Below are 26045 nucleotides of genomic sequence, written 5' to 3'. Positions count from 1 at the left end.
CGAGGCGACCACGCGCGACCTCTCTGTCGCCGAGCGGCGCAGGATCAGCCCAGACCGTAGAAGCGCGCGGCGTTGCGCCAGAGCACTGCATCGACGTCGAACCCGCGCGCGTCCGCCCATCGGGCGACCGTGCTCGTCCAGGTCGGGATCGCTGCGGCATCCACCGCGGGCCCTTCGCCGCCTGACCACCCTTCGGGCGTGACAGCGGAGACTGGCCAGTCGCTGCCGATCATGATCCGGTCCGGGCCGAACGCGGTCGCGACGACGTCCAGGAACGGTTCGACCTGCACGGCACTCCACGACCCGCCGGCTTCCGCCGGCAGTCCGGAGAGCTTGCACGCCACCTGCGGATGGGTCGCCAGCTCGGAGATCGCGTCGATCCAGTCGCCCTCCGGAGCGACGGGCGCGGATGTCGTGCCGATGTCCGGCTTGCCGAGGTGGTCGAGCACGATGCGCAGTTCGGGCTCGGCATCCGCCAGGGCGACGACGTCCTGCAGCTGCGCCGCCCCGCGCACGCAGGCGTCGAAGGTGAGCCCGTGCCTGACCAGCTCACGCGCCCCGGCCCGGAAAGCCTCTGTTCGCGCGAAGCCGACGGGTTCGCCCTGCAGCAGGTGGCGCACTCCGACCACGAGAGGACGACCGGCCAGTCCGCCGAGGTATCGCCGGGTCTGCTCACCCCGGTCCAGGCGCGCGCCGGCGACGATGCCGCGCACGCCGACGCGATCGGCAATCGATGCGACCCACGCGACCTCGTCCAGGAACTGCTCGTCGATGCAAGCGGCCTGGACGAACACGGCGGCGTGTTCGACGGCATCCTCTCCTCGAGCGGCGAGCAGTTCCTCCGGACCGAACCCCGCGAGCAGGGGACCCTCGAGCCACGGATAGTCGAGTTGGGACGGGTCCCACAGGTGCAGGTGGGAGTCGAGGACGCGCATGCATCCATCCTGCCGCAGACATCCGACCAATGTGCGAGGATGACCCCATGGCAGTCACGGACGAGGCGATCGAGAAGATCAAGGCGATGATCGTCTCCGGCGAACTCGGCCCCGGAGACCGCCTTCCCCCCGAGAAGGAGCTCGCCGAGCGCCTCGGCCTGTCGCGCAACTCGATGCGCGAGGCCGTCAAGGCTCTCGAGGTCATCCGCGTGCTCGACGTGCGCCGCGGCGACGGCACGTACGTGACGAGCCTCGAGCCCGATCTGCTGCTCGAAGCCATCTCGTTCGTCGTCGACATGCACGACGACGACTCCATGCTGCAGATCTTCGCGGTCAGACGGATGCTGGAGTCCCAGGCGACCGGGCTCGCCGCGACCCTCGGCGACGACGAGCACGTGCGCGCCCTGCACGACGAACTCGACAGCGTCGATGCGGATGTCTCGATCGACGATCTCGTCGCGCACGACATGCGGTTCCATCGGGACATCGTGCGGATGGCCGGCAACGCGTATCTCGCCAGCCTCATCGAGCACCTCAGCAGTCAGACCGTGCGGGCGCGGGTGTGGCGCGGTCTCACCGAGCAGGGCGCCGTCGAGCGCACGCTCTCCGAGCACCGGGCGATCGCCGACGCCATCGCCCGGCACGATCCGAATCTCGCGACGTCGCTCGCCACCGCGCACATCGCCGGCATCGAGCAGTGGCTGCGCCAGGCCATCACAGGAGCATCATGACCCCCGCATCCCCCGCCGCGCGTTCCGGCGTCGTCGTCATCGGCAGCGTGTCGGCGGATGTGACCACGTTCTCACCGCGCCTGCCGGCCAGAGGCGAGACCGTTCTCGGTGAGGAGTTCACGCTCCTCCTCGGCGGCAAGGGCGCCAACCAGGCGGTGGCCGCAGGCCGCGCCGGCACCACGACGAACTTCGTCGGATGCGTCGGCGACGACCTCTTCCACGATCTCGTCGTCGACGGCCTCAGCGACGCCGGCGTCGACCTGACGCACCTGCGCACCGTCGACGGCCCCACCGGTGTCGCGCACATCCGCGTCGACGCCTCGGCGCAGAACGACATCGTGGTGGTGCCGCTCGCGAACGCTCAGCTGAGCGCGGAGCAGATCGACGCCGCCCTCGAGGACCTCGCATCGACGGCATCCGTGCTCCTGACGCAGCTGGAGACACCGATCGCGCTCACCGCGCACATCGCCGCGCGAGGGCACGAGCTCGGCTACATCGTGATCCTCGATCCGGCTCCGGCCGCCGACCTCCCCGCGGCCGTGTGGCAGAACGTCGACATCGTCACGCCGAACGAGACCGAGGCATCGCTGATCACCGGCATCGAGGTCACGGATGCCGCCTCCGCCGAACGCGCCGGTCGATGGTTCCTCGCACACGGGGTCGGCGCTGCGGTCATCACGCTCGCCGGGCAGGGATCCGTCGTCGTCACCTCCAACGGGGCGTTCTTCGGCCCTGCGCTGCCGGTCGAGGCCGTCGACACGACGGCGGCCGGCGACGCCTACGCCGGATATCTCGGCGCCGCGCTCGCGAACGGTGCCACCCTTGCGGAAGCGGTGCGTCTGGCCGCGGTGGCCGGCGCCCTCACCGTCACCCGGCAGGGCGCGTCGCAGAGCATCCCGCACCGCGCCGAGGTCGATGCCCTGCTCGCCTCGCGCGTGGGCTGACCCGGTTACGCTCGATCCCATGACCTCCTGGACCAGCACAGCGATCACCCTGCTGGATGCCGATGCGAACCGCAGCGCCGACACGCACCTGCATGTGTTCCCGCTGCCCGTCGAGTGGGGCATCGACCTCTACCTCAAGGACGAATCGGTGCACCCGACCGGTTCGCTCAAGCACCGCCTCGCGCGCTCGCTGATCCTCTACGGGCTCGTCAACGGCCGCATCCATGAGGGAACGACGCTGGTCGAGGCATCCAGTGGATCGACGGCCGTCTCCGAGGCGTACTTCGCCCGGATGCTGGGGCTCGACTTCGTCACGGTGGTCCCCCGCTCGACGAGTCCGGAGAAGATCGAGCTCATCGAGTTCTACGGCGGGCGCTGCCACTACGTCGACCGAGCCCCCGACATGTACCCCGAGGCCGAGCGCCTCGCCGCCGAATGCGGCGGGCACTACCTCGACCAGTTCAGCTATGCCGAGCGGGCGACGGACTGGCGCGGGAACAACAACATCGCCGAGAGCGTGTTCAGCCAGATGGAGCGCGAGCGGCATCCGATCCCGTCCTGGATCGTCGTGGGCGCCGGCACCGGCGGCACCAGCGCGACCTTCGGCCGGTACGTCCGCTATCGGCGGCACGACACGAAGGTCGCCGTCGTCGACCCGGAGGGCTCCGCCTTCTACGGCGGCTGGAGCACCGGCGCGTCCGACCACACGACCGGGCGGCCGAGTCGCATCGAGGGCATCGGGCGCCCACGTGTCGAGCCGTCGTTCGTCCCCGGCGTGATCGACGAGATGCTGCAGATTCCGGATGCCGCCTCCATCGCGGCGATCCGGCTGCTGCAGGAGCGGACGATGCACTGGGCGGGCGGCTCGACAGGCACCAACCTCGTCGGCGCCTTCCGACTGATCGCGCGCATGCGCGCGGCAGGCGAGACCGGCAGCGTCGTCACCCTGATCTGCGACGGCGGCGCCCGCTACGCCGGCACGTACTATTCGGACGACTGGGTCGCAGCCCAGGGCTGGGATCTCGCACCGCACCGCGCGCAGATGGATCGGTTCCTCTCGACCGGCGTCTGGGACGCGTGAGGGCTACGCTTCTGCCATGACAACGCTCATCCTCACCGTCGTCGGTTCGGATCGTCCTGGGCTCGTCGCGGCCGTCGCCGATATCGTCGACGAGCACGGCGGCAACTGGGAGAACAGCCAGCTCGCCGAACTGGCAGGCGCGTTCGCGGGCGTGATCCAGGTATCCGTGCCCGATGGCAGCCGTGCAGATCTGACGGCCGCGCTGCGCGAGCTGGACGGCCTGCTGACGGTCACGGTGCACGCCGGTTCGGATGCCGCGGGCGACGCGCCCGCTCGGCCGATCACCCTTCAGATCCTCGGCAACGATCGTCCGGGGATCGTCCGGGAGGTCTCGGCCGTGCTGCGGACGCACGAACTCAGCATCGACACGATGACGACCGAGACCCGGGATGCCGCCATGGCCGGAGGGCGCCTGTTCGAGGCATCCGTCGTCGCCGAAGTGCCGGAGTCGGTGGATCTGGACGCACTGCGCGCGGACCTCGAGCGTCTGACGACCGAGCTCCAGGTCGACATCACTCTGACGTAGCCGCCCGGGTCCGGCATCCTGCCGACCGCCGAACACCGCCCGCCCAGACCTCTCCCTGATGGCGAAGCCCCGTCGTATTCACGACGGGGCTTCGCCATTGCCGAGAGGTCTCGCGAACGCGAGGAATGCGCGACCTGCGCGAGCGTCAGACCAGGCGGGCCTTCGGCGAGACGCCGTAGGTGTCCTCGGCATCCGAGAAGACGACGTCGCCCAGCGCGGTGTCGATCGCGGCGAGCGTGTCGGCATCCAGCGTCACGCCGGAGGCCTTGACGGTGTCGGCCAGCTGCTCCGGGCGGGATGCCCCGACCAGCGCCGCTGCGACGTTCTTGTTCTGCAGCACCCAGGCGATCGCGAGCTGCGGCATGGTGAGCCCGGCCTGCTCCGCGATCGGCTTGAGGCGCTGGACCGCCGACAGCGTGTCGTCGTTCATGAATCGCTTGATGAATCCGGCGCCGCTCTTCTCATCCGTCGCGCGGGAGCCCTCCGGCACCGGCTGCCCCGGCAGGTACTTGCCGCTGAGCACACCCTGCGCCATCGGCGACCAGACGATCTGCGAGATGCCCAGCTCTTCGGATGCCGGGACGACCTTCCCCTCGATCACACGGTGCAGCATCGAGTACTGCGGCTGGTTCGAGATGAGCTGGATGCCGAGCTGCTTGGCGAGTGCGTGCCCGTCGCGCAGCTGCTCAGCCGTCCACTCCGAGACGCCGATGTACAGCGCCTTGCCCTGCCGCACGACGTCGGCGAACGCCTGGAACGTCTCCTCCAGCGGCGTCTCGTAGTCGTAGCGGTGGGCCTGGTAGAGGTCGACGTAGTCGGTGCCGAGGCGCTCGAGCGAGCCGTTGATCGACTCGAAGATGTGCTTGCGGCTCAGACCGGTGTCGTTCGGCCCCTTGGGGCCGGTCGGGAAGTAGACCTTGGTGAAGATCTCGAGGCTCGCGCGACGCTGCCCCTGAAGCGCCTTTCCGAGCACGACCTCGGCGGCCGTGTTGGCGTACGTGTCGGCCGTGTCGAACGTGGTGATTCCGGCATCCAGAGCGGCGTGCACCGTCTTGACCGCAGCGTCGTCGCCGACCTGCGATGCGTGCGTCACCCAGTTGCCGTAGGTGATCTCGGAGACCTTCAGACCGCTGTTGCCCAGAAAACGATATTTGACCATGCGTCAACGCTAGCGGCGGCCAGCGCCCTGCGGATTCGATTCGGGCAGATTCGTCATGTCGACCATCGCGACGTAATCGAACTCCTGGAACTCCGCGACCTCCGGCACCCATCGCTCGGCGACGAACGCCACATGCGTCGGATGGGTGTCGTACGCCGTGTACGCGCCCTCATCGGCGAAGAACATCGAGAACTGGAATGTCAGGTCGCTCTTCGAGCCGACCTGCGCGTGGATGCGGAAGTCCTCGACGCCCGGGATGGATGTCAGAGCGGTGTGCGCATCGCGGAGGAAGGCCGTCTCGGCGGCGGAACCCGTCGGGTGGTTCAGGCGGAACGTGACGGTGTGCTGGAGACGGGGCATGAGATCATCCTGGCATCGTGTGCCGGACGCGGGCCGCTCCGGGACATGTTGCACCGGGAATCCTCTCCGCCCGCGAGCATCCCGTTCTCGACAGCATCGCGTCCCGGACCGACTGCCCTACCGCCGTCAGAGCCCGGCGCGGTACTCCCGCCAGGCTTCGCCGAGACGGCGCACGCCCTCGGTCAGGACGTCGTCGGGTGCGGTGAAGGGGATCCGGATGTGGTCGTCCGGAGATGTGGATGCCGCGAACTCGGCGCTGCCCGCGACCGAGACGCCGTGGACGGCGGCGACCCGAGCGAACGCATCCGCAGACCCCGCCGGGATCTGCGCCCACAGCGACAGCCCTCCGCGCGGCGTCTGGAACGTCCACTCGGGCAGGTGCTCGGCCAACAGCCGCAGCAGGAGATCGAGGCGATCCCCGTGGGCGTGGGAGACCTCGCGCTTCAGTTCGGCTGCATGTGCCAGCAGGTCGCTCGCGAGCAGCTGAGCCGGAACACTCGACGACTGGTCGGCGAGCTGTCGCGCTCCGCGCAGCCGACGCACGAGCACAGGGTCCGCGCGCAGCCACCCGATCCGCAGCCCTGCCCACGCCCACTTCGACACCGATTCGACCACGATCACCGGTGCGTCCGGCCGCTCCGCCGCGAGCGTCGGCGGAACGACGCCGTCGAACGAGACATCGGCGAGCACCCGGTCCTCGACGATCGGCACGCCGTACTGCGCTGCGAGGTCTGCGACGCGCCGACGGGCCTGTGCGGGCAGGCGCGTGCCGGTGGGGTTGTGATGGTGCGGGTTCAGTGCCACCAGGGCTGGGCGCAGACGCGCCATCGCGACCTCGAGAGCGGCGGGGTCGAGACCGTCCGGACCCATCGGGATGCCCTGGACACTGCCACCGCGCAGCGTGACCGAGTCGGTCACACCGGGCCAGGTCACCTCCTCGGCCAGCACGACATCGCCGGGGCCGACCAGCGCGTTGACGACGAGACTGATCGCCTGCTGCGCGCCATGCGTGACGAGGATCTGCTCCGGAGTGGTCGGGGTGCCGCCGGCGACGAGCATCCCGGCGATCTGCTCGCGAAGCATCGGCAGACCCGCCGGATCCGTCTCCGGAAGCAGCGCGAGATCGAGTCGCGGCTTGTGATTGCGGATGAGCTCGACCGCCGTCGGCGGAATCAGCGGCACCGACCGCAGCAGGTCGATCGCGTTCGGCAGGGACGAGAACAGCGCCTCTCCCCGACCGGCTCTCCCGGGTTGGGAGACCGGTGATCCGGCGATGCGGGTTCCGCTGCCCTGGCGCCGCTCGACCGCGCCGCGCTCGGTCAGATCGGCGTAGGCGGCGACGACGGTGCCTCGCGACACCGCGATCGCGGCCGCCAGGGTGCGTTCCGCCGGGAGCCGGTCGCCGGGGCGCAGCTCCCCCGTTTCGACCAAGGCCCGGATGCCGTGCGCCAATCTGCCCGACAGCGTGCCGTCGCCTTGCGCCCATCGTCCGAGACGGGCGGCGAGGGCTGTCGAATCGACGATGGCCGTCCGGTGGTCCACCAGGCGCTGATTGGCACTGTCATCACGACTCATATTCATGAATTCTGGTCCAATGATCCACCCGATGCCGACCGATTCGCCATTCAAAGAGCCAATTGCGAGCGATTGGACCATCGAGGCGCTCCTGGAATGGTTCGCCGCCGATGACACTCGCCTGAGCGACTCCACCGTGCGCGCACCGCTGCGTGCCATCGAGGAGTCGCTGACCGGCTCCCGGTGGACGCTCGACCTGGACGCATCGCTCTCCGGTGCCCGGTTGACGCGTGAGCCCGCGGTCATCAGCCTGGTGCGATCGATCGCACTGCATGTGTCGCGGCATCCGGCGCTGCGGGCCCGGACCGTGTCCGAGGTGCTGCGCGAGCGTACTCGGGTCGCAGAATCTGCCGTTCCGACGCGGTCTTAGCGGCAGAATTCGCGACCTGAATGGGCGCGCGGGCGCGGGGGGTGCGCGGGCGCAGGGGCGCGGGGGCGCGGGCGCGGGGGTGCGCGGGCGCGCGGGTAGCAAGCTGCGATCGGGATCGGCGCGAGCACGCGCGCTACGATCCGCACGGCCGAGCACCCCGAGCGGATGACCGCGGCCGGATCACACCGAAAGCATCCGCCTGATGGCCGACTCCCCCGCCGCGAGCGCCGAGTCGAGAGCGAAGTGGCCGGCCGCGCACAGCGTGCCGAGACCGTGGATCAGGCCCCACAGCGCCACCGCATCCGTCTCGTTCTCGAGTCCGGCGGCGACGGCGGCCGCCCCCAGTGCGTCCTCGAGCTCGGTGATCAGCGGCGCCATCGTCGCGCTCGGATGGCCGGGCACGCACACCGTCGGGTCGTAGATGACATCGAACCCGTTCGGGTTCTGCACCGCGTACCGGATGTACGCACCACCACCGGCGATCAACGCGGGCACCGGAGAGTCCGCGTCGGCGATCGCCGTGCGGACAGCGGCGACGAGGTCGGCCATGCTGCGCTCGGCGAGCACCTTGAGCAGCCCCTGCCGATCTGCGAAGTGGTGGTAGGGCGCGTTGTGACTGACATTGGCCGAGCGTGCGACCTCGCGCAGGCTGATCTCCTGCGCGGGCTTCTCCTCGAGCAGCCTCATCGCCGCCGCTTCCAGCGCGTGCGCGAGATCGCCGTGATGATAGGCCGTTCGAGAAGTTGACACGAGCAACATTGTCTCTTATGTTGACACTGTCAAGCAAATGGACACTGTCAACATAGGAGATCTCATGACCACCGCGCTGATCATCGACGGCCACCCGGACGCCCGCTCGCTCACCGCCGAACTCGCCCGTCGCTACGCCGCAGGACATGGCGACGCACGGGTGCTGGCTCTGCGCGACCTGGACTTCGATCCGCACCTGCGCTTCGGCTACCGGGAGCGGATGCCGCTCGAATCCGACCTCGCCGAGGCGAAGAGCGCCCTGCACCAAGCGGAAACCGTCGTCGTCGCGACGCCGCTCTGGTGGGGGTCGGTTCCGGCGGTGCTCAAAGGGTTCTTCGACCGCGCACTGCTCCCGCAGCAGGAGTACCGCTACACGAAGCTCGGCCTCCCCGAGGGCCTGCTCGATGCGCGCCGCGGCCGGCTCATGCTGCTCGCCGACACCCCCTGGTACGCGGCGCCCTTCACGGGGCTGCCCGCGCAGACGCAGGTCGCCCGCAACACCCTCCGCCTCTGCGGCATCCGTTCCGTGCGCACGCACCGGATGCTGGGCGTGAAGGATGCCGGGCCGGAGCGGATCTCGACCTGGCTCGACCGCGCCGAGCGTCTCGGTGCACGCGATTCACGCGTCAGCGCTCCCGTTCGGGTCGCAGAATCTGCCGTTCTGACGCGGGCTTAGCGACAGAACTCGCGACCTGAACCGCGCGCGTGCGCGCAGAACGACAGATTCTGCGACCTGAGCGACCGGACGACGGTCGACCGGCTGGCGACTCGACCGCCGGAAGTCGGGGATCAGACGGCTGCGGCCGCCGCCTCGTCCTCGGTGGTCGCGACGAGCTGACCGCAGGCTCCGTCGATCTCCTTGCCTCGGGTGTCGCGGAGAGTCGTCGGGATGCCGGCGTCGTTGAGCCGGCGCACGAACTCGTTCTGCACCGATACGTCCGACGACGTCCAGATCGATCCGGGCGTCGGGTTCAACGGAATCGGGTTCACGTGCACCCAGCCGCGGCCGCGGGCGTTGAGCTTGTCCGCGAGGAGATCGGCGCGCCAGGCGTGGTCGTTCATGTCCTTGATGAGCGCGTACTCGATCGACACCCGGCGGCCGGTCTTGTCGAAGTACTCTCGTGCGGCATCCAGAGCCTCGTCGACCTTCCAGCGCGAGTTCACCGGGATGAGCTCGTCGCGCAGCTCGTCGTCCGGCGCATGCAGCGAGAGGGCGAAGGTCACCGGGATGTCCTCGGCGGCGAGCTTGCGGATCGCCGGCACCAGGCCGACGGTTGACACCGTGATGCCTCGCGCGCTCATGCCGAGGCCGTCGGGCTGGGCACCGACCATGGTGCGCACCGCGTGCATGACCCGGTTGTAGTTGGCCATGGGCTCGCCCATGCCCATGAAGACGATGTTGCTGACGCGCTCCATCGAGTGGTCGTCGCGCTTCTTGCCGCCCAGCTCGCCGTTCGCGATCGCACGGTTGGCGCGGACGACCTGCTCGATGATCTCGGCGGCCGACATGTTGCGGGTGAGCCCAGCCTGACCGGTGGCGCAGAACGGGCAGTTCATGCCGCAGCCGGCCTGGCTCGACACGCACAGCGTGATCCGGCCCGGGTAGCGCATGAGGACGGACTCGACGAGCGCTCCGTCGTGCAGACGCCACAGGAACTTGATCGTGTCGCCCTTATCGGTCTCGAGGCGGCGCACCTCGGTCATCAGCGGAGGCAGGAGACCCGTGACGAGTTCGTCGCGGATGCCGGCGGGCAGGTCCGTCATCTCGGCAGGGTCCGAGGTGTAGTGCTTGAAGTAATGGGTCGAGAGCTGCTTGGCGCGGAAACCGGGAAGGCCGAGCTCCTTCACCTTCTCCACACGCTCGGCCGGGGTGAGGTCGGCCAGGTGCACCGGCGGCTTGCCGCGCTTCGGGCTGGCGAACTGCAGAAGCGGCCTGCCCTCGGCATCCTTCTTCTGAGTCCAGCCTTCGGTCGTGGGCCGCACCTGCGGCGTGCCGGATGCCGCGCGCGCCGTCGTGGGACGCACAGCGCCGGTCTTGCGCGGCGCACGGGAGGTCTCGGTCATACCTTCCAGGGTACGGCGTCACGGCTGGGAGACCGCGGGATCCGCGGCATCCGTAGACTGGCGGCGTGGAATGGCTGTGGATCGCACTCGGCGTCGTGGGCGCCATCGTCCTGTTCTCGGTTGTCGGCAAGTCGATGCGACCGACCGTTCCGCCGACACCGACGGCGGGCGCGACCGTGATCGCGTCCGACCCTGCGGTCACGTCCGAGATCGACCGCCTCGTCGCTGAGGGGAACAAGATCCAGGCCATCAAGCTGCTGCGCGACAGCACGCCGGGGCTCGGTCTCCGGGAGGCGAAGAACCGGATCGACGCCTGGTCGCCTCATGCTCCGGCCACGAGCGCGACCCCTGTTGCGGCGTCGACTCTGCCCGCCGATGCGATCGCCGAGATCGACGCGCTCGTCGCCGCCGATCGCAAGATCGAGGCGATCAAGGTGCTGCGCGCGCACACCGGCTGGGGGCTGAAGGAGTCCAAGGATCGCATCGATGCCTGGGGCGCCGCATCCCGCTGATCCGCGGAAGCAGGACGCCGTCGGCCGGGCGCGACAGCGCGAGGGCCACGACAGCGCCGATGGTGACGGGACCGCCGCGCCGTCGCTGACGGTGACGAGGCCGCCACGCCGTCTCCACCGGTGAGATGACCACCGCGCCGACGCTGCGGCGAGGGTCCTGGCCGCCTCCAGCCCTACTGCGCCGCTGCGGCCTTCGCGTCCGCGGCCTCCGCCTCCGCCTCCGACTCCGACTCCTACTCCGACGCCGCCGTAGCCCTCTCCGCCGTAGCCCTCGCCGCCGTAGCCTTCACCGACACGGCGATCCAGGCCCGCAGCAGCTGCGGGACGACGACGTACACCGACAGCGGCACCACGACGAGCGTGAGAACGAGCGCTCGCAGCGCGACGGGCCAACCCTCGGTGAGCGGCGCGAGCGCGTAGAGGCCGATCGTGACGAGCGGGAAGATCGCGATCCAGGTGATCAGGGCACGAACGTGGACCGAGACGGGGGCGGTGGGTGCCGACATGAGAAGCCCTCTTTCCAACTGACTGGTTGGCTACAGTGAACCACAGTCGATCCTTCATAGCAACTGAACAGTTGGAATAGGATCGATCCGTGCCCTATACGCCGGAGGAGACGAAGCGGCGACTGCTGGCCGCCGCCGTGGACGAGTTCAGCGCCAACGGCCTTGCCGGAGCGCGCGTGGATCGGATCGCCCAGGCGGCCGACGCCAACAAGGAGCGGATCTACGCGTACTTCGGCGACAAGGAGGGGCTGTTCGGCGCCGCGCTCGAGTCGACCCTGCTCGCCGTGATCCATGCGGTTCCGATCGCCGGCGAGGGCGTGGACGCCGTGCTCGACTACGCCGCCTCGGTGTTCGACTACCAACTCGCCCATCCAGAGCTCCCACGCCTGCTCGCCTGGGAGGGGCTGGAACGCACCACGCCGGTCGCCTTCGATGCGCGCTCTCTCGCGCACTCCCGCAAGATCGCCCAGATGCGCGTCGTCCTGCCGGGGCTCGACGAGGCGACCGCCGCCGAGCTCCTGCTGACGATCGTGACCCTGTCCGACGGCTGGCAGGTGTTCCGGTCCATCGATCAGCTGTACAGCGGCGGCCGAACCCACCTGCCGGAGCGGATCGCCGCGCGCCGAGCATTCGTGCTGCGCACGGTGCGCTCGCTGGTCGAGTCGCTCGTCGCGGAGTCGGCTGAGGATGCCGCGGCGCGAGGCCGCAACGCATGATCGAGCTCACTCCCCTCGCCTGGTCTCTGCTCGGCCTCGCTGCACTGGTCGCCGGCCTCGGCAAGACGGCGATCCCCGGAAGCGCGACCGTGTCCGTGGTGCTGTTCGCCGCGGTGCTCCCCGCACGCACCTCGACCGCCGCGATGCTCCTGCTGTTCATCGTGGGCGATGTGTTCGCGCTCATCGCCTACCGCCGGCACGCGCACTGGCCGACGCTGGTGCGGCTCGCGCCGGCGGTCGTCGCCGGACTGGTCCTGGGATTCCTGTTCCTCGCGTACGGCGACGACGGCATCGTGCGTCGTGCGATCGGGGTCATCCTGCTGCTGATGATCGCGGTGACGCTGTGGCGCCGTCGTCGGGCCGCGAAGGCCGTGGGCGGCCCCCTGCTCGGCATGACCTACGGCACGCTGGCCGGTTTCACCACGATGGTCGCCAACGCCGGCGGCCCGGTGATGTCGATGTACTTCCTCGCAACCCGCACGCCCGTGCAGGTGTTCCTCGGCACGTCTGCCTGGTTCTTCGCGATCGTGAACCTCGTGAAGGTGCCCTTCCTCGCGGGCATCGGGCTGTTCACCCCCGAGGTCCTGTTGATGGACCTGCTGCTCACGCCGTTGGTCGTCGTCGGCGCGCTCGTCGGCTTGAAGCTCGCGAAGCGGATGCCGCAGCAGCTGTTCGATCGTCTCGTCATCATCCTGACGATCGTCGGCGCCGCGTACCTGCTGGTCTGAGCCCCGCGCGTCACGGCATCCACCCTCCCACCCGAAGGAACGACGGCTGCCCTGGAGCCGTCAGTCGAGGAAGATGTCCGGGAACAGCGCGCTGTCCGGGGTGCCGGGGATGGCGGCGTAGCCGGAGAAGTCAGTCACGCCATCCGCCTCGAGCACGTCCTCGACGATCAGACTCTGGCCCGTGTACTCGCGTGCCGGCTTGGTCAGCACCGCGTACGCGGCATCCGCGTAGATCGCAGGCGTCCGGCTGGCCGCCATGACCTTGTCGCCGCCGAGAAGGTTCTGCACTGCGGCCGTCGCGATCGTCGTCCGCGGCCAGAGCGTGTTCGCGGCGATCCCGTCGCGGGCGAACTCGGCAGCGAGGCCGAGCGTCACCATCGTCATCCCGAACTTCGCCAGAGAGTAGCCGGTGTGCGCCCCGAGCCACTTCGGGGTCGGGTTCAGCGGCGGCGACAGCGAGAGGATGTGCGGGTTCTCGGCATCCTTCAGGATCGGAACGGCCGCGCGCGACAGCAGGAACGTGCCGCGCACGTTGACGTCCTGCATCAGGTCGTACTTCTTGGCGCCGAGATCGAGCGAACGCGAGAGGTCGATCACGCTGGCGTTGTTGAGGACGATGTCGATGCCCCCGAACTCGCCGACCGTCTTCAGCACGGCCTCGGTGATGTCGTCGTCCTCGCGCACATCGCCCACGATCGGCAGCGCGTTGCCGCCGGCCGCACGGATCTGCTCGGCGGCAGTGTGGATCGTGCCCTCGAGCTTGGGGTGCGGGGTGTCGGTCTTCGCGAGCATCGCGATGTTCGCGCCGTCTCGCGCGGCCCGCAGCGCGATCGCGAGGCCGATGCCGCGGCTGCCGCCCGACATCAGGATGGTCTTTCCTGCCAGGGTCATGGGAACTCCCGTGTCTTCCGTTCGAATCGCTGTGTTTGCTCGAATCCGGACCATTTCGAGCAAACACAGTTACTCGAACCGGAATGGTTGCTACTTCGGGGCCATGCGGATGGCGCCGTCGAGGCGGATCGTCTCGCCGTTCAGGTACCCGTTCTCGACGATGTGCCGCACGAGAGCGGCGTACTCGTCCGGCCTGCCCAGGCGTGCGGGGTACGGAACCTGCTCGCCGAGCGACGCCTGCGCCGCCTCCGGGAGCCCGGCCAGCATGGGGGTCTCCATGATCCCCGGGGCGATGGTGCAGACCCTGATGCCGTAGCGGGCGAGCTCGCGCGCCACCGGCAGCGTCATCGCATGCACGCCGCCCTTGGACGCTGAATAGGCGGGCTGCCCGATCTGCCCGTCGAATGCGGCGACGCTCGCGGTGTTGACGATGACGCCGCGGTCGCCGGTCGCAGTCGGTTCGGTCTTCGCGATGATCGCGGATGCCTGGGACAGCACGTTGTACGTGCCGACCAGGTTGATGCGGACGATCCGCTCGAAGTCCTCCAGGGACCCAGGGTCGCCCTCGCGGTCGAGCACCTTCGCGGGCGGGGCGATGCCGGCGCAGTTCACGACGATGCGCAGCGGCGCCTCGGTGTTCGCCACGGCGACGGCGGCCGCGGCATCCGCCGGGCTGGTCACATCTCCGGGAGCGAACGCGCCGCCGAGTTCGGCGGCGAGCGCGGCACCGGCGGAGCCGGGCAGGTCGAGCAGCGTGACATGAGCGCCGGCCGCGGCGAGGGCGCGCGCGGTGGCGAGGCCGAGTCCCGAAGCGCCGCCCGTGATGAGGGCGCCCGATCCCTGGATCTGCATGCTGTTCTCCTTCGAACGATCGTGCAACTCAGTTCCAGCTTACGCGGTTCCGAGTCCCACACTTGGCGTCTGGGCGACGTGCGGTGTTGGCTGGGATCATGGACCTGCGTCGCAAGCGAGCCTACGACACCGCCGAAACCTCGGACGGGTGGAGAGTTCTCGTCGACCGACTCTGGCCACGAGGTCTGTCCAAGGAGCGCGCCGCGATCGATCTCTGGGCCAAGGACACCGCACCGAGCCCGGATCTGCGCAAGGCATGGCACGCCGCGTCCGACGCCGAATGGGACGCGTACGCCGACCGGTACCGCGCCGAACTCGCGCACGAGACCGCGCCGGCCCTGGCCGCGCTCGCCGATGAGCTGCGGACCCGCCAGGTCGTCACCCTCGTCTACGCCGCGCACGATCCGGTGCACAATCATGCGGTCGTCCTGGAAGACGCGCTGCGGGAGCTGCTGTGAGCATCCCGTCCGCGTCGACAGCGGTCCCGGAGCGCGTGCGGGTGCTCGCCCGCGGCGCCTCCCTCACGCCGGTATGGGAGAACGGCCTCGGCGGCCTGACGTTCCGCACCGACGATGCCCGGTACATCAAATGGGGCCCGCACGATCTCGAGGCCAACATGCGCGACGAGGCCGAGCGGATGCGGTGGGCGCGACAGTGGGCGGCGGTGCCGGAGGTTCTCGAGCAGGGGCAGGATGCCGCGCACGAGTGGCTCGTCACTTCGGCGATCCCTGGTCGCAGCGCCGTCGACCCGCGCTGGATCGCGGAGCCGGCCGCCGCCGTGCGCGCGGTCGGCGAAGGACTTCGGATGCTGCACGACGCGCTTCCCGTGGAGGAGTGCCCGTGGGAGTGGAGCGTTGCCAGCCGCTTCGCGAACGCCGAGCGCCGCGGCATCCGGCTTCCCGATGTCCTGCGCGAGGCGCCGGGGATCGACCGTCTCGTGGTGTGTCATGGCGATGCCTGCATGCCCAACACCCTGCTCGACGAAGCCGGTCACCCGATCGCCCATGTCGATCTGGCCGCGCTCGGCACCGGAGACCGGTGGGCGGACATCGCCGTCGCGTCGATGAGCACCGAGTGGAACGTCGGCCCCGGCTTCGACGACCTGCTCATCGAGGCGTACGGCGTCGAACCCGACCACGAACGCCTGGTCTACTACCGCGACCTGTGGAACGCGGGCTGATTCAGGCCCCTACGAACCGGAAGGTCCCGACGGCCACCGCGGCGGCGATCGACACCGCCATGATCGCGAGTCCCCCGGCGAGTGCCACGGCATCCCTGCTGTGCAGACGAGACGGGCGCGCCCAGGTCCGCTCGATGCCGGAGCCGAAGCCACGGGCCTCCATCGCCATCGCGAGCTTGGTACCGCGGCGCACGGCGAACACCAGGAGCACGAAGGCCATCGAGAAGAACCTCCGGATGGCTCCCGTGTCGCCGACCCCGCGCGCTCGACGAGCGAGCCCCATCGTGCGCCAGTCGTCGATGAACAGGCCGAGCATCCGCGCACCGGCCAGGATGCCGAGCACGAACCGGCTCGGCAGCCGGGCGACCTGCGCGAGGGCGTCGGCGAGCTCGGTCGGGTCGGTTCGGCCGAACAGCAGGATCGTCGGCAGGCCCAGCGCCACCACGCGCAGGCTGACGGCGATCGCGAGCTCGATCGAGTCGTCGCTGATCGTGACGAATCCGAAGCTCCAGTAGATCTGGCCCGCCGGCTCGGCATAGAGCAGCATGCTGATCCCGGCGATCGGAGCGAAGATCACGATCGGCAGCAGGCGCCTGACCACGGTGCCGAGCGTCAACCCGGTGAGCGGCAGGCACAGCAGCTGCAGTGCGATCGCCACGAGGGCGCTCGTCACGTCGATCGACGCGAACAGCGGCACGGACAGCGCGAGGGCGAGCACCAGCTTCGTCACGGGATTGACCCCGTCGAGCCACGCCGCCCGTTCGTCCGCGTCGAGCCCGTCTCCATGGCGCGAACGACCGGTTTCCGTGCCAGAACCCGTGCCTTCGCGCCGTACCGGCGCGTTCTCCGGGGCGGTCATGCGCGCACCCGGCTCTCCAGTGCGATGCGGTGCCCGCCGAGATGACGGATCACGCCCTCGTCGTGGGTGACGGCGACGATCGACCGCCCGCGGGCGATCTCCTCCTGAAGCAGTGCGACGAGCGAGATCCAGCCGCGACGGTCCTGCCCGAAGGTCGGTTCGTCGAGCACGATCACCTCGGGGGATGCCGCCAGCACCGTCGCCACCGACAGTCGGCGCTTCTGCCCGCCCGACAGTGTGAACGGGTTGGCGAGTGCGAGCGGGGCGAGCCCCAGTCGCTCCAGGAGTCCGTCGACCACGGCATCCGTCCGCGCCCGATCCCAGCCGAGCGCCTTCGGACCGACAGCCAGCTCGTCGCGCAGCGTCTGGGTGAGGAACTGATGCTCCGGTTCCTGGAACACCGTCCCGATGCGGGTCAGCAGTTCGCGCGACGACCACCGGAACGGGCGGCGGCCGGAGCGACCGGCCAGATCCTGCGCGGCGGCCACTTCGCCGGAGCGCTCGGGCAGAAGCCCCGCGAGGGTGAGCGCGAGTGTGGACTTCCCGACGCCGTTGGGCCCCGAGATGACCGTCGCAGTGCCGCGGGGAACGACGACGTCGAGCCCGGCCTGGACGATCGTGCGCGGCTCGCGTGCGATCGCGAGGCCAGACGCCGAGAGGATGGCCGGGCCCGTGGCCGGGTCGAGTTCCGGCAGCGTGATCGATGAATCCGGGACCCACACTCCGGCCTCGGCGAGCGCTGCGCCGTGCTCGGCGAACACCCGAGCCGGCGCCCCGTCGGCCAGCAGCCCGCCGTCGGCTGCGAGCACGATGACGCGGGTCATGAGGTCGGCCCACACCGGCGTGCGGTGCTCGACCACGACGAGCGTCGCACCGGTCGCTTCGACCGCGCGCTCGACGCTCGCCCGCACCTCCCGCACCCCCGCAGGGTCGAGGTTCGCTGTCGGCTCGTCCAGCAGCAGCAGACCCGGCCGCATCGCGAGCGCGCCGGCGAGCACGAGCCGCTGCTTCTGCCCGCCGGACAGCGCCTTGGTCGGTCGCTTCAGCGGCACATCGAGCCCGGTCGCCTCGAGCGCTTCGGCGACTCGACCGGGGATCTCGGATGCCGGAACGCCGAGGTTCTCGCATCCGAACGCGATGTCGTCGCCGACCTTGGACAGCACGATGCCGGCATCCGGATCCTGCAGGACCAGACCTGTCCGTCCGCGCGCGGACTCCGGGGCGGCTCCGTCGACCAGCAGCGAGCCGGTGCGCACGCCCTCATCGGCGTCGCCGAGGACCCCGGCGAGGCCGGCGAGGAGCGTGGACTTCCCGGCCCCTGAGGCCCCGAGCAGCAGGACCCGTTCGCCCGGCTCGATCGTGAACGACACGTCGCTGACGGCCGGCAGCTTCCGGCCCGCGTAGCGCCATCCCCAGCCCGTGGCCTGAACGCGCACCGGGGCGTTCATGACCACTCAGACCTCTCGGACGAGTTCTCGCCCCGCCGCGAAGCGATTCAGCGCGCCCGTGACGGCCAGTGCCCGCACGAGCAGCCACCCGACGACACCGGCCAGGAGGGCTCCCGAGATCACGAGAGTCGTCAGGTAGATCGCGTTGAACTCGACCGACTTGAGGATGTTCGGCGAGCTCCCTCCGAACAACTCCCACACCCACGCGCCGATCGCAGCGCCGATGCCCGCCAGCATTGCGACCGCGATGCCGAAGCGACGGTAGAAGAACAGCGCGAAGACGAGCTCGGCGCCCAGTCCCTGTGCCACGCCCGACACCACGGTGCCGACGCCCCAGACGTTGCCGATCAGCATCGAGACGATCGCGGCGACGACCTCGACGACGAAGGCCGCTCCGGGTTTGCGGATCACGAGACCGCCGATCACGCCGCCGATCAACCAGATCCCGACGGCGATGCCGCCCAGCCCTGGGGTCAGGGCGTCGGCTGCGCCGAACCAGGCGCCCCCGACGATGTTCCAGCCCCAGAACAGCAGACCGATCGCGACGCCGAGGACGGCGGCGACGACGATGTCGACGACGCGCCACCGCAGCGGGTGTGCGGATGCGGTGGTGCTCGCCTCTTCGGAAGCGGATGCGGACGTGGACGTGCTCATCAGATCTCCTCCCTGCGCCGGCATGATCCGGATCAGGTTCGACGGTCGAAGCGCGGATCGCTTCCTCTCAGCCCGGCTCGCCGGACTCCCGTGGGTTGTGCGCTCGATCTTACTCCTCGGCGAATACGGCATTGTCACATGCGGATTCGGTACCGTATTCGAGTGACCCTCGATGATCAGACCGACGGCGGCGCTGCCCTCACACGCCGCGAGCACCGTCGACGCACCGGGGCCATTCCCGTCACGACGGATGCCGACGTCGTCGCCGAGGCGGAACGGGTGACCCGCTCCGCATCCGCAGCCGACGCCCCCGCGGAACCTGCGCCGGTCGAGGAAACTGCCCCGGTCGATGATGACGCGACCCGGCCGGTCGACACCGTGGGGCCCGTCGCAGTCGATCCGGATGCCGAGGCGGATCCGCCCGTGGCGGCCGGTGCGCCCGGTGCCCCCGTCGCAGCCGATCCGGATGCCGAGCTCGCCACGCTGCTCGCCGCCCAGGACGAGCCACCGCAGCCGGCGGCCGCGTGGGCCGATCAGAACTCACCCGCGACGGCCCTGACCTGGGTGGATCCGATCGCCGTCGAGGCCGCCACTCAGGCGGCGCTGCTCGACACGGCATCCGACGGAGATGACGGCCCCGACCTGCTGGTCGGCGCCCCGCAGCGCGGATTCCTGCAGCCCGGCATCCTCGTGCCGCTGGGGACCCTGGTCGCGCTCGGAGTCGCGTATGTCGGCACCACCCTGCTGTGGCCGCTCCACGAGCTTCCGCCGATGATCGAGGCGAGCACCGTCGCCCCCGTCGGCGCCGAGGCGGCCGCCATCACGTGGCCGGCCGTCGGCAGCGCCGGCGTCAGCGTCGAGGGTGTGAGCACGGCGTCGTCGACGACCGAGTCCGCCCCCATCGCCAGTGTGACCAAGGTCGTCTCGTCTCTGATGGTGCTCGAGGCCCTTCCGCTGCAGCCCGGCGAGCAGGGACCGGAGTACGCCTTCGACAACGGAGACTCGAGCGAGTTCTGGACGTACCTGCGCGACGACCAGTCAGCCCTGGACGTGCCCGTCGGCGGAGTGCTGACCGAGTACCAGATGCTCCAGGGCATCCTGCTCGGATCGGCGAACAACTACATCGACCGGCTCGCCGAGGAGATCTGGGGATCGGACCGAGAGTTCGCCGCAGCGGCCGACGCGTGGCTGTCCGCGCGCGGCCTGAACGACATCACGATCGTCACCCCCTCCGGACGCAACGAGAACAACGTCGCTTCCCCCGCCTCCCTCACGGCCCTGGCGTCGATCGCGATGGCGAACCCCGTGTTCGCCGAGATCGTCGGCACGCCGTCCGTCGACCTGCCGGGAGCGGGTCTCGTCACGAATTCGAACGGCCTCCTCCCCGAACCGGGGTTCGTGGGCGTGAAGACCGGGTCCCTCGACGGCGACTACAACCTGCTCAGCGGCAAGGACGTCCCTGTCGGTGACGCGACGGTGCGCATCTATGCCGCTGTTCTCGGCCAGGAGAACGATGAGTCACGCCTTCAGGCGAGCCGCGACCTGTATGCGCAGGTCGAAGCGCAGCTGCAGGCACAGGGTCCGGCCGTGACCGCAGACACGGTCGTCGGTCGGGTCAGCACGCCGTGGGGCGCCTCCGCCGACATCGTGACGGATGCCGACGCGTCCGTCGTGCTCTGGAACTCGGCAGCCCCGACGGCCGAGGTCGCGTTCGATCTCGGCGAGACCAGGGATGCCGATGCCGCCGTCGGGACGATGACGGTCGCGGGCCCGGTGAACACCGTGGAGGTTCCGGTAGTCCTCGCCGAGGACCTCGAGGGTCCGAGCCCGTGGTGGCGCCTCACGCATCCCCTCGAACTGCTCGGCATCACCGCCTGACGAGCGGCCGGCGTCTCCGCGAAAGGTCGCACATCGCCGCCTCCGCACGAGGCAGGCGACCACACGCGCCCCCTCCCGGACCGCAGCGCACCCCACCGCGCACGCCAGAGGTCGCAGATCGCCGGCTCGACGCGCGGGACGCGCTCGACGCGCGGGACGCGACCATGTGCGGCCCCTCCCGGGCCGCCAGTGCCGGCGGGCCGCCGGCGTCACCGGGTCGCCGGCGCTGCCGGGAACGACGAAGGACCGCCACCTGTCGGTGACGGTCCTCCGTGAACCGGGTCAGGCCTGTTCGGACTCGGACTCGGCTACCGTCTCAGCGGCGGCTTCGGCCTCATCGGCGTCGCCCGTGACGACCACGGGGGTCGATGAGGTGAGCGCCTCTTCGGCGTCGATGTCGGTCGCCGCCTGCTCGAACTGGGACTGGTACAGACGCCAGTAGGCGCCCTGTGCGGCGATGAGCTCGTCGTGCGTGCCCTTCTCGACGATGTCGCCGTGCTCCATCACGAGGATGAGGTCGGCGTCGCGGATCGTCGAGAGACGGTGCGCGATCACGAATGACGTCCGCCCCTGTCGCAGCGCCGCCATGGCGTGCTGCAGCAGCAGCTCGGTGCGGGTGTCGACCGCGCTCGTGGCCTCATCGAGGATGAGGATCGAGGGCTGCGCGACGAACGCGCGTGCGATCGTGATGAGCTGTCGCTCACCCGCCGACACATTCGACGCGTCCTCGTCGAGGACCGTCTCGTAGCCGTCCGGCAGCGCGTGCACGAACCGGTCGACATACGTCGCCTTGGCCGCTGCGAGCACCTCGTCGTCCGACGCCGTCGCACGACCGTACCGGATGTTCTCCAGGATCGAACCGGCGAAGAGCCACGGGTCCTGCAGCACCATTCCGGTCCGCGAGCGGAGGTCCGAACGGGTGAGGTCGGCGATGTCCTGACCGTCGAGCAGGATGCGTCCGCCGCTGAGCTCGTAGAAGCGCATGATCAGGTTGACCAGCGTCGTCTTACCGGCGCCGGTCGGGCCGACGATCGCGACGGTCTGCCCCGGCTCCACCCGGAACGACAGATCCTTGATCAGCGGACGCTCCGGCGTGTACGAGAACGACACGTTCTCGAACTCGATGACGCCCTTGCCGTCCTTGAGCTCGGGCGCGTTCTCGGCGTCAGCCTCCTGCTCGTCGGCATCCAGGAAGTCGAACACCCGCTCGGCGGAGGCTGTGCCGGACTGCACGACCGCAGCCATGCCGCCCAGCTCGCTCAGCGGCTGCGTGAACTGCTGCGAGTACTGGATGAACGCCTGGACGTCACCGAGACGGAGCTGGCCGCTGGCGACCATCAGGCCGCCGAGCACTGCGATGCCCACGTAGGTGAGGCTTCCGACGAAGGTCATGGCCGGCATGATGATGCCCGACAGGAACTGCGCCTTGAAGCTCGCCTGATACAGCTCCTCGTTCTCGACCTGGAACTTGTCCAGAGCATCCTGCTCGCGGCCGAAGACCTTGACCAGCGCGTGGCCGGAGAAGGCCTCCTCGACGCGTGCGTTCAGTCGACCGACCTTGCGCCACTGCGTACCGAACGCCTTCTGCGAGTGCGGGCCGATGACGCCGAAGATGACTCCCATCAGCGGCAGGGCGACGAGGGCGACGAGCGCGAGCTGCCACGAGATCGTGAACATCATCCAGAGCACGCCGATCACGGTGAGGATCGAGGTCAGCGCACCCGAGAGCGACTGCTGCATGGTCTGGGTGATGTTGTCGATGTCGTTCGTGACGCGGGAGATCAGCTCACCGCGCTGCACCTTGTCGAAGTACGACAGCGGCAGGCGGTTGATCTTCGCCTCGACGTCCTCGCGCAGGCGCCACATCGTGCGCACCATGATGACGTTGATCACGTAGCCCTGGATCCAGGTGAGCAGCGCCGCGCCGACGTAGATCGCCAGCACCGCGGTGATGATCCAGCGCAGGCGGTCGAAGTCGATGCCGACACCGACCTGGAAGTCGCTGAACGCCGCGACCATGTTCGCGAAGTCGTCCTGGCCCTGGGCGCGGAGCATCTCGACGATCTGCTCCTGCGAGGTTCCCGCCGGCACGCCCGAGTCTCCGAGGCTCTTCGAGATGAAGCCCTCGTAGATGATGTTGGTCGCCTCGCCGAGCACCTTGGGTGCTGCGACGGTGAGGACCACACCGATCGCGCCGAGGATCGAGACGAAGACGAACCACAGGGCGGACGGCTTGAGCAGTCCGATCATGCGACCGAAGCTCTTGCCGAAGTTGTCGGCCTTGCCCGGTGCGACGGCATCCCAGTCGCCCGAGTTCTGGCGCGCCTGCTCCGCGAGTTCGGCCTCGTACTGCTCGTCGGCTGTCAGCTGTTCCGGAGTGCTCATGCGTCCACCCCCAGCTGCGACTCGACGATCTCACGGTAGGTGTCGTTCGACGCCAGGAGCTCCTGATGCGTCCCGACGCCGACCATCGTGCCCCCGTCGAGGACGACGATGCGGTCCGCATCGGTGATGGTCGAGACACGCTGAGCGACAACGATCTTCGTCACCTCCGGCAGCTCTCGCCACAGCGCTTGTCTGAGGCGCGCATCGGTCGTGAGGTCCAGTGCCGAGAACGAGTCGTCGAACACGAGGATCTTCGGCTGGTGCACGATCGCACGCGCGATCGCGAGGCGCTGGCGCTGACCGCCGGAGACGTTCGTGCCGCCCTGGGCGATCCGCGAGTTCAGCCCGTCGGGCATCTCCTCGACGAAATCGCGGCCCTGGGCGATCTCGAGCGCCTTCCAGAGCTCGTCGTCCGTGGCCTCCTCGCGCCCGTAGCGCAGGTTGGATGCGACGGTGCCGGTGAACAGGAAGGGACGCTGCGGGACGAGCCCGATGCTGTCCCACAGTTCCTCGACGTCCGCTTCGCGGACATCGGTGCCGCCGACGCGCACGGCGCCGCCGGTGACGTCGAACAGCCGCGGGATCAGCGAGATGAGGGTCGTCTTGCCCGCACCGGTCGATCCGACGATGGCGACGGTCTCGCCCGGCTCCGCACGGAAGTCGATGCCGCTGAGCACGGGAGACTCGGCGCCGGGATAGGTGAACTCGGCCTTCTCGAACGACACCGCGCCGGGCTCGGGGAACTCCGTCACGCCGTTCTCGGGGCGCTCCAGGGTCGAGGGGACATCCAGCACTTCGCCGACGCGCTCGGCCGAGACCGCAGCGCGCGGGATCATGATCGCCATGAAGCTGGCCATGATGACGCCGCCCATGATCTGACCGATGTACTGCATGAACGCGAACAGCGTGCCGACCTCGACGTTGCCCTCGTTGATCTCGATGCCTCCGAACCAGATCACGGCGACGACCGTGACGTTCAGGATGAGCATGAACAGCGGGAAGAGCAGCACGAACAGCGAACCGATCTTGCGGCCGAGGATCATGATGTCGGTGTTCGCGCCGCGGAACCGCTCCTCCTCGATGTCCTCACGGACGAACGCGCGTACGACGCGGACGCCGGTGAGCTGCTCGCGCATGATGCGGTTGACGTTGTCGAGCTTGCGCTGGTTGCGCCGGAACAGCGGCACCATGCGGCCGATGATGAGCCCCGCGAGGATGAGCAGCACCGGCACGGAGACGGCGATCAGCCAGCTCAGGCCGACGTCCTGCTGGACGGCCATGATGATGCCGCCGATCGCGAGCATGGGCGCCATGACGAACATGGTGGCGCCCATCATGGCCAGCATCTGGACCTGCTGCACGTCGTTGGTGTTGCGGGTGATGAGGGAGCCGGCGCCGAACTGCGACACCTCGCGCTCGGAGAAGCCGCTCACGCGCGAGAACACGTCGGCGCGGATGTCGCGGCCGAGGCTCATGGCCGCGCGGGCCGCGAAATAGGTGGCGATGATCGACGCGGTGATCTGACCGAGCGAGACCATGAGCATGAACGCTCCGGTGCTCCAGATGTAGCCGGTGTCGGCCTGCGCGACACCCTTGTCGATGATGTCGGCGTTCAGCCGCGGCAGGTACAGCGTCGCCAATGCACTGGCGAACTGGAACGCCAGAACGCCGACGAGTAATGGCCAGTATTTGGAGAGATAGCGGAACAGGAGTTTTCCGAGCATGGAGATTCCTTCTGAGCAGCGGACCCGAGTGGGCCATCAGTTAGCGTGCCACGCCCCACGGACATTGCACAGCGCCGGGACGCGTAATCCGCTCAGGGCGAACGATTTCGCCGGTCGGACGGGATATCTGCATCCCGTCCAGGTCAGCCGAACAACGGCGCAGCGGGAACGTACGCCCTGGCCTCGGCGCCGGCATCCGGATCCAGCTCCGCGATCGTCGCCGGCTGCCAATGCGGGGCGCGGTCCTTGTCGACCAATTGCGCGCGGATGCCTTCGACGAGATCCGGGTGATGGTTCACGAACCACAGCACGCGGCGGTACTCACCGGTCAGCGCGTCCCGCAGATCGCCGGTGCGCGCCTCCCGCACGGCATCCAGCGTCACGGCGAGTCCCGTCGGTGCGAGCTCGGCGAGCACGGCCGCGGTCTCGGATGCCGCGGGCTCCGCTCTCTCGGCCAGCCGATGCACGATCTCGCCGATCGAACCCGCCGAGAACACCTCGTCGATCCAGACCCGCTCCGCACGCAGCGAGGACGGCTCAGGGGTCTCGTCGAACAGCAGCACGAGTTCGGCCGGGCCCGTCGGGTCGGCCCGGTAGGCGAGCGCCTCGCGCAGCGCGTCCAGGTTCTCGGACGGCACGTAGTGATCCGCGAGGCCGGTGTACACGGCATCCGATCCGTTGAGCGTGCGCCCGGTGAGTGCGAGGTATTCGCCCAGGCGACCGGGCGCGCGACCCAGCAGGTAGGTGCCGCCGACGTCGGGGGTGAAGCCGATGCGCGTCTCGGGCATCGCGAGCTTCGAGCGCTCCGTCACGATCCGGATGGCCGCGTGGCCGGCCAGACCGATGCCGCCGCCCATCGTGATGCCGTCGGCGAACGCGACCAGGGGTTTCGGGTACTCCGCGATCAGCGCATTCATCGCATACTCGGCGCGGAAGAACTCAGCGGTCCGCTCCGGCTCACCGGCTCGGATCTGGTCGTACAGCGCGCGCACGTCGCCGCCTGCGCAGAGCCCGCGGCCCTCGCCGTCGAGCAGGACGATCTGCACGTCGGTGTCGGTCTTCCACGCCTCGAGGGCTCGAGTGATGTCCTGGATCATCCCGAGGTCGAGGGCGTTGATGGCCTCCGGTCGGTTGAGCGTGATGCGTCCGAGCGCGCCCTCGGTGCAGACGAGGACACGGGATGCTGCGGGCTGATCGGTCACGAGTGCCACGTTACC

The 26045-nt window shown here is 69.3% G+C and carries 27 protein-coding genes and 1 riboswitch; of the genes, 12 read left to right on the top strand and 15 right to left on the bottom strand.

Going from position 1 to position 26045, the window contains the following annotated elements; translation table 11 throughout:
• Positions 1-44: 44 nt before the first annotated feature.
• Positions 45-935 carry an amidohydrolase family protein gene (locus tag M2317_RS04675; protein ID WP_429457798.1) on the bottom strand — a complete coding sequence of 297 codons (891 nt, stop codon included), beginning with the start codon at positions 933-935 and terminating at the stop codon, positions 45-47.
• Between the two features lie 47 nt (positions 936-982).
• On the opposite strand from M2317_RS04675, the gene M2317_RS04670 reads away from it, so the two are divergent.
• The 4 genes from M2317_RS04670 to M2317_RS04655 are packed head-to-tail and all read left to right on the top strand — an operon-like array spanning position 983 to position 4217.
• Positions 983-1666, top strand: coding sequence for a FadR/GntR family transcriptional regulator (locus M2317_RS04670; protein WP_429457796.1), 684 nt, complete (start codon positions 983-985; stop codon positions 1664-1666).
• Positions 1663-2610, top strand: coding sequence for a ribokinase (locus M2317_RS04665; RefSeq protein WP_429457794.1), 948 nt, complete (start codon positions 1663-1665; stop codon positions 2608-2610). The genes M2317_RS04670 and M2317_RS04665 overlap by 4 nt, the downstream gene beginning before the upstream one ends.
• A 19-nt stretch (positions 2611-2629) precedes the next feature.
• Positions 2630-3691, top strand: a complete 1062-nt coding sequence (locus tag M2317_RS04660) for a PLP-dependent cysteine synthase family protein (RefSeq protein WP_429457792.1) — start codon at positions 2630-2632, stop codon at positions 3689-3691.
• 16 nt (positions 3692-3707) lie between these two features.
• Positions 3708-4217: a glycine cleavage system protein R gene (locus M2317_RS04655; RefSeq protein ID WP_429457790.1), complete on the top strand. Its 510-nt coding sequence runs from the start codon at positions 3708-3710 to the stop codon at positions 4215-4217.
• Positions 4218-4362: 145 nt separating this feature from the next.
• Here the strand turns inward: M2317_RS04655 and M2317_RS04650 are convergent, their stop codons facing one another.
• From M2317_RS04650 to M2317_RS04640, 3 genes are all read right to left on the bottom strand, one after another.
• A complete protein-coding gene (locus M2317_RS04650) occupies positions 4363-5376 on the bottom strand; it encodes an aldo/keto reductase family protein (protein ID WP_429457788.1) in 1014 nt (337 codons plus the stop codon).
• 9 nt (positions 5377-5385) lie between these two features.
• Entirely contained in the window at positions 5386-5736 is a 351-nt protein-coding gene (locus M2317_RS04645; protein ID WP_429457787.1) for a Dabb family protein, read from the bottom strand.
• A 126-nt stretch (positions 5737-5862) separates the two neighbouring features.
• A complete protein-coding gene (locus M2317_RS04640; RefSeq protein ID WP_429457785.1) occupies positions 5863-7311 on the bottom strand; it encodes a PLP-dependent aminotransferase family protein in 1449 nt (482 codons plus the stop codon).
• A 19-nt stretch (positions 7312-7330) separates the two neighbouring features.
• Between M2317_RS04640 and M2317_RS04635 the strand changes: the two genes are divergently transcribed.
• Positions 7331-7681 carry a hypothetical protein gene (locus M2317_RS04635; RefSeq protein ID WP_429457783.1) on the top strand — a complete coding sequence of 117 codons (351 nt, stop codon included), beginning with the start codon at positions 7331-7333 and terminating at the stop codon, positions 7679-7681.
• 180 nt (positions 7682-7861) lie between these two features.
• Here M2317_RS04635 and M2317_RS04630 read toward each other — a convergent pair whose 3' ends face one another.
• Positions 7862-8431, bottom strand: a complete 570-nt coding sequence (locus M2317_RS04630) for a TetR/AcrR family transcriptional regulator (RefSeq protein WP_429457781.1) — start codon at positions 8429-8431, stop codon at positions 7862-7864.
• Positions 8432-8495: 64 nt separating this feature from the next.
• On the opposite strand from M2317_RS04630, the gene M2317_RS04625 reads away from it, so the two are divergent.
• Positions 8496-9107, top strand: coding sequence for an NAD(P)H-dependent oxidoreductase (locus tag M2317_RS04625; RefSeq protein WP_429457779.1), 612 nt, complete (start codon positions 8496-8498; stop codon positions 9105-9107).
• 113 nt (positions 9108-9220) lie between these two features.
• Here the strand turns inward: M2317_RS04625 and rlmN are convergent, their stop codons facing one another.
• Positions 9221-10495 (bottom strand): 23S rRNA (adenine(2503)-C(2))-methyltransferase RlmN, encoded by a 1275-nt coding sequence (rlmN, locus tag M2317_RS04620; RefSeq protein WP_429457778.1) that lies wholly within the window; start codon positions 10493-10495, stop codon positions 9221-9223.
• 65 nt (positions 10496-10560) lie between these two features.
• Here rlmN and M2317_RS04615 point away from each other — a divergent pair, with 65 nt between their 5' ends.
• Positions 10561-11007 carry a hypothetical protein gene (locus tag M2317_RS04615; RefSeq protein ID WP_429457776.1) on the top strand — a complete coding sequence of 149 codons (447 nt, stop codon included), beginning with the start codon at positions 10561-10563 and terminating at the stop codon, positions 11005-11007.
• A gap of 233 nt (positions 11008-11240) precedes the next feature.
• Here the strand turns inward: M2317_RS04615 and M2317_RS04610 are convergent, their stop codons facing one another.
• Positions 11241-11513 carry a hypothetical protein gene (locus M2317_RS04610; protein WP_429457774.1) on the bottom strand — a complete coding sequence of 91 codons (273 nt, stop codon included), beginning with the start codon at positions 11511-11513 and terminating at the stop codon, positions 11241-11243.
• 89 nt (positions 11514-11602) lie between these two features.
• On the opposite strand from M2317_RS04610, the gene M2317_RS04605 reads away from it, so the two are divergent.
• The gene (locus M2317_RS04605) at positions 11603-12229 is read left to right on the top strand and encodes a TetR/AcrR family transcriptional regulator (protein WP_429457772.1); all 627 of its coding nucleotides are present in this window, start codon (positions 11603-11605) and stop codon (positions 12227-12229) included.
• Entirely contained in the window at positions 12226-12957 is a 732-nt protein-coding gene (locus M2317_RS04600; protein WP_429457770.1) for a sulfite exporter TauE/SafE family protein, read from the top strand. The genes M2317_RS04605 and M2317_RS04600 overlap by 4 nt, the downstream gene beginning before the upstream one ends.
• Positions 12958-13017: 60 nt before the next feature.
• Here M2317_RS04600 and M2317_RS04595 read toward each other — a convergent pair whose 3' ends face one another.
• Both M2317_RS04595 and M2317_RS04590 read right to left on the bottom strand, forming a co-directional pair.
• Positions 13018-13848 (bottom strand): SDR family oxidoreductase, encoded by an 831-nt coding sequence (locus M2317_RS04595; protein ID WP_429457768.1) that lies wholly within the window; start codon positions 13846-13848, stop codon positions 13018-13020.
• 90 nt (positions 13849-13938) lie between these two features.
• Complete coding sequence (locus M2317_RS04590; RefSeq protein WP_429457766.1) at positions 13939-14700, bottom strand: SDR family NAD(P)-dependent oxidoreductase; 762 nt, start codon at positions 14698-14700, stop codon at positions 13939-13941.
• 98 nt (positions 14701-14798) lie between these two features.
• Between M2317_RS04590 and M2317_RS04585 the strand changes: the two genes are divergently transcribed.
• Both M2317_RS04585 and M2317_RS04580 read left to right on the top strand, forming a co-directional pair.
• The gene (locus M2317_RS04585; RefSeq protein WP_429457764.1) at positions 14799-15158 is read left to right on the top strand and encodes a DUF488 domain-containing protein; all 360 of its coding nucleotides are present in this window, start codon (positions 14799-14801) and stop codon (positions 15156-15158) included.
• Positions 15155-15880, top strand: coding sequence for a phosphotransferase (locus M2317_RS04580; protein WP_429457762.1), 726 nt, complete (start codon positions 15155-15157; stop codon positions 15878-15880). Before M2317_RS04585 ends, M2317_RS04580 begins: the two co-directional genes overlap by 4 nt.
• 1 nt (position 15881) lies before the next feature.
• Here M2317_RS04580 and M2317_RS04575 read toward each other — a convergent pair whose 3' ends face one another.
• The 3 genes from M2317_RS04575 to M2317_RS04565 all read right to left on the bottom strand — a co-directional run bounded on the left by M2317_RS04575 (position 15882) and on the right by M2317_RS04565 (position 18841).
• The gene (locus M2317_RS04575; protein WP_429457760.1) at positions 15882-16739 is read right to left on the bottom strand and encodes an energy-coupling factor transporter transmembrane component T family protein; all 858 of its coding nucleotides are present in this window, start codon (positions 16737-16739) and stop codon (positions 15882-15884) included.
• Entirely contained in the window at positions 16736-18187 is a 1452-nt protein-coding gene (locus tag M2317_RS04570; RefSeq protein WP_429458706.1) for an ABC transporter ATP-binding protein, read from the bottom strand. Before M2317_RS04570 ends, M2317_RS04575 begins: the two co-directional genes overlap by 4 nt.
• Positions 18188-18193: 6 nt before the next feature.
• A complete protein-coding gene (locus M2317_RS04565) occupies positions 18194-18841 on the bottom strand; it encodes an ECF transporter S component (protein ID WP_429457758.1) in 648 nt (215 codons plus the stop codon).
• Positions 18834-18943, bottom strand: a riboswitch (TPP riboswitch). (Overlaps the previous gene by 8 nt.)
• A gap of 60 nt (positions 18944-19003) precedes the next feature.
• On the opposite strand from M2317_RS04565, the gene M2317_RS04560 reads away from it, so the two are divergent.
• On the top strand, positions 19004-20719 hold the full coding sequence (locus tag M2317_RS04560; RefSeq protein WP_429457756.1) for a D-alanyl-D-alanine carboxypeptidase: 1716 nt from the start codon (positions 19004-19006) through the stop codon (positions 20717-20719).
• Positions 20720-21001: 282 nt separating this feature from the next.
• Here the strand turns inward: M2317_RS04560 and M2317_RS04555 are convergent, their stop codons facing one another.
• The 3 genes from M2317_RS04555 to M2317_RS04545 form a co-directional block, all read right to left on the bottom strand.
• On the bottom strand, positions 21002-23104 hold the full coding sequence (locus tag M2317_RS04555) for an ABC transporter ATP-binding protein (protein WP_429457754.1): 2103 nt from the start codon (positions 23102-23104) through the stop codon (positions 21002-21004).
• On the bottom strand, positions 23101-24828 hold the full coding sequence (locus M2317_RS04550; protein ID WP_429457752.1) for an ABC transporter ATP-binding protein: 1728 nt from the start codon (positions 24826-24828) through the stop codon (positions 23101-23103). Before M2317_RS04550 ends, M2317_RS04555 begins: the two co-directional genes overlap by 4 nt.
• Positions 24829-24971: 143 nt before the next feature.
• Positions 24972-26030 carry an enoyl-CoA hydratase/isomerase family protein gene (locus M2317_RS04545; RefSeq protein ID WP_429457750.1) on the bottom strand — a complete coding sequence of 353 codons (1059 nt, stop codon included), beginning with the start codon at positions 26028-26030 and terminating at the stop codon, positions 24972-24974.
• Between the last annotated feature and the right edge of the window lie 15 nt (positions 26031-26045).

It is taken from the genome of Microbacterium sp. ZKA21 (genome assembly GCF_050434165.1).
In the GTDB taxonomy this organism is placed as follows: Bacteria; Actinomycetota; Actinomycetes; order Actinomycetales; family Microbacteriaceae; genus Microbacterium.
This window is presented reverse-complemented; position numbering and strand designations above follow the sequence as displayed.

Bases quoted from the DNA above. Each gene is read 5' to 3' on its own strand.
- M2317_RS04550 (WP_429457752.1), bottom strand. From the start codon at position 24,828: ATGCTCGGAAAACTCCTGTTCCGCTATCTCTCCAAATACTGGCCATTA.
- M2317_RS04660 (WP_429457792.1), top strand. From the start codon at position 2,630: ATGACCTCCTGGACCAGCACAGCGATCACCCTGCTGGATGCCGATGCG.
- rlmN (WP_429457778.1), bottom strand. From the start codon at position 10,495: ATGACCGAGACCTCCCGTGCGCCGCGCAAGACCGGCGCTGTGCGTCCC.
- M2317_RS04595 (WP_429457768.1), bottom strand. From the start codon at position 13,848: ATGACCCTGGCAGGAAAGACCATCCTGATGTCGGGCGGCAGCCGCGGC.
- M2317_RS04640 (WP_429457785.1), bottom strand. From the start codon at position 7,311: ATGAGTCGTGATGACAGTGCCAATCAGCGCCTGGTGGACCACCGGACG.
- M2317_RS04610 (WP_429457774.1), bottom strand. From the start codon at position 11,513: ATGTCGGCACCCACCGCCCCCGTCTCGGTCCACGTTCGTGCCCTGATC.
- M2317_RS04655 (WP_429457790.1), top strand. From the start codon at position 3,708: ATGACAACGCTCATCCTCACCGTCGTCGGTTCGGATCGTCCTGGGCTC.
- M2317_RS04650 (WP_429457788.1), bottom strand. From the start codon at position 5,376: ATGGTCAAATATCGTTTTCTGGGCAACAGCGGTCTGAAGGTCTCCGAG.
- M2317_RS04590 (WP_429457766.1), bottom strand. From the start codon at position 14,700: ATGCAGATCCAGGGATCGGGCGCCCTCATCACGGGCGGCGCTTCGGGA.
- M2317_RS04555 (WP_429457754.1), bottom strand. From the start codon at position 23,104: ATGAGCACTCCGGAACAGCTGACAGCCGACGAGCAGTACGAGGCCGAA.
- M2317_RS04665 (WP_429457794.1), top strand. From the start codon at position 1,663: ATGACCCCCGCATCCCCCGCCGCGCGTTCCGGCGTCGTCGTCATCGGC.
- M2317_RS04675 (WP_429457798.1), bottom strand. From the start codon at position 935: ATGCGCGTCCTCGACTCCCACCTGCACCTGTGGGACCCGTCCCAACTC.
- M2317_RS04635 (WP_429457783.1), top strand. From the start codon at position 7,331: ATGATCCACCCGATGCCGACCGATTCGCCATTCAAAGAGCCAATTGCG.
- M2317_RS04575 (WP_429457760.1), bottom strand. From the start codon at position 16,739: ATGACCGCCCCGGAGAACGCGCCGGTACGGCGCGAAGGCACGGGTTCT.
- M2317_RS04645 (WP_429457787.1), bottom strand. From the start codon at position 5,736: ATGCCCCGTCTCCAGCACACCGTCACGTTCCGCCTGAACCACCCGACG.
- M2317_RS04585 (WP_429457764.1), top strand. From the start codon at position 14,799: ATGGACCTGCGTCGCAAGCGAGCCTACGACACCGCCGAAACCTCGGAC.
- M2317_RS04565 (WP_429457758.1), bottom strand. From the start codon at position 18,841: ATGAGCACGTCCACGTCCGCATCCGCTTCCGAAGAGGCGAGCACCACC.
- M2317_RS04625 (WP_429457779.1), top strand. From the start codon at position 8,496: ATGACCACCGCGCTGATCATCGACGGCCACCCGGACGCCCGCTCGCTC.
- M2317_RS04570 (WP_429458706.1), bottom strand. From the start codon at position 18,187: ATGAACGCCCCGGTGCGCGTTCAGGCCACGGGCTGGGGATGGCGCTAC.
- M2317_RS04600 (WP_429457770.1), top strand. From the start codon at position 12,226: ATGATCGAGCTCACTCCCCTCGCCTGGTCTCTGCTCGGCCTCGCTGCA.
- M2317_RS04670 (WP_429457796.1), top strand. From the start codon at position 983: ATGGCAGTCACGGACGAGGCGATCGAGAAGATCAAGGCGATGATCGTC.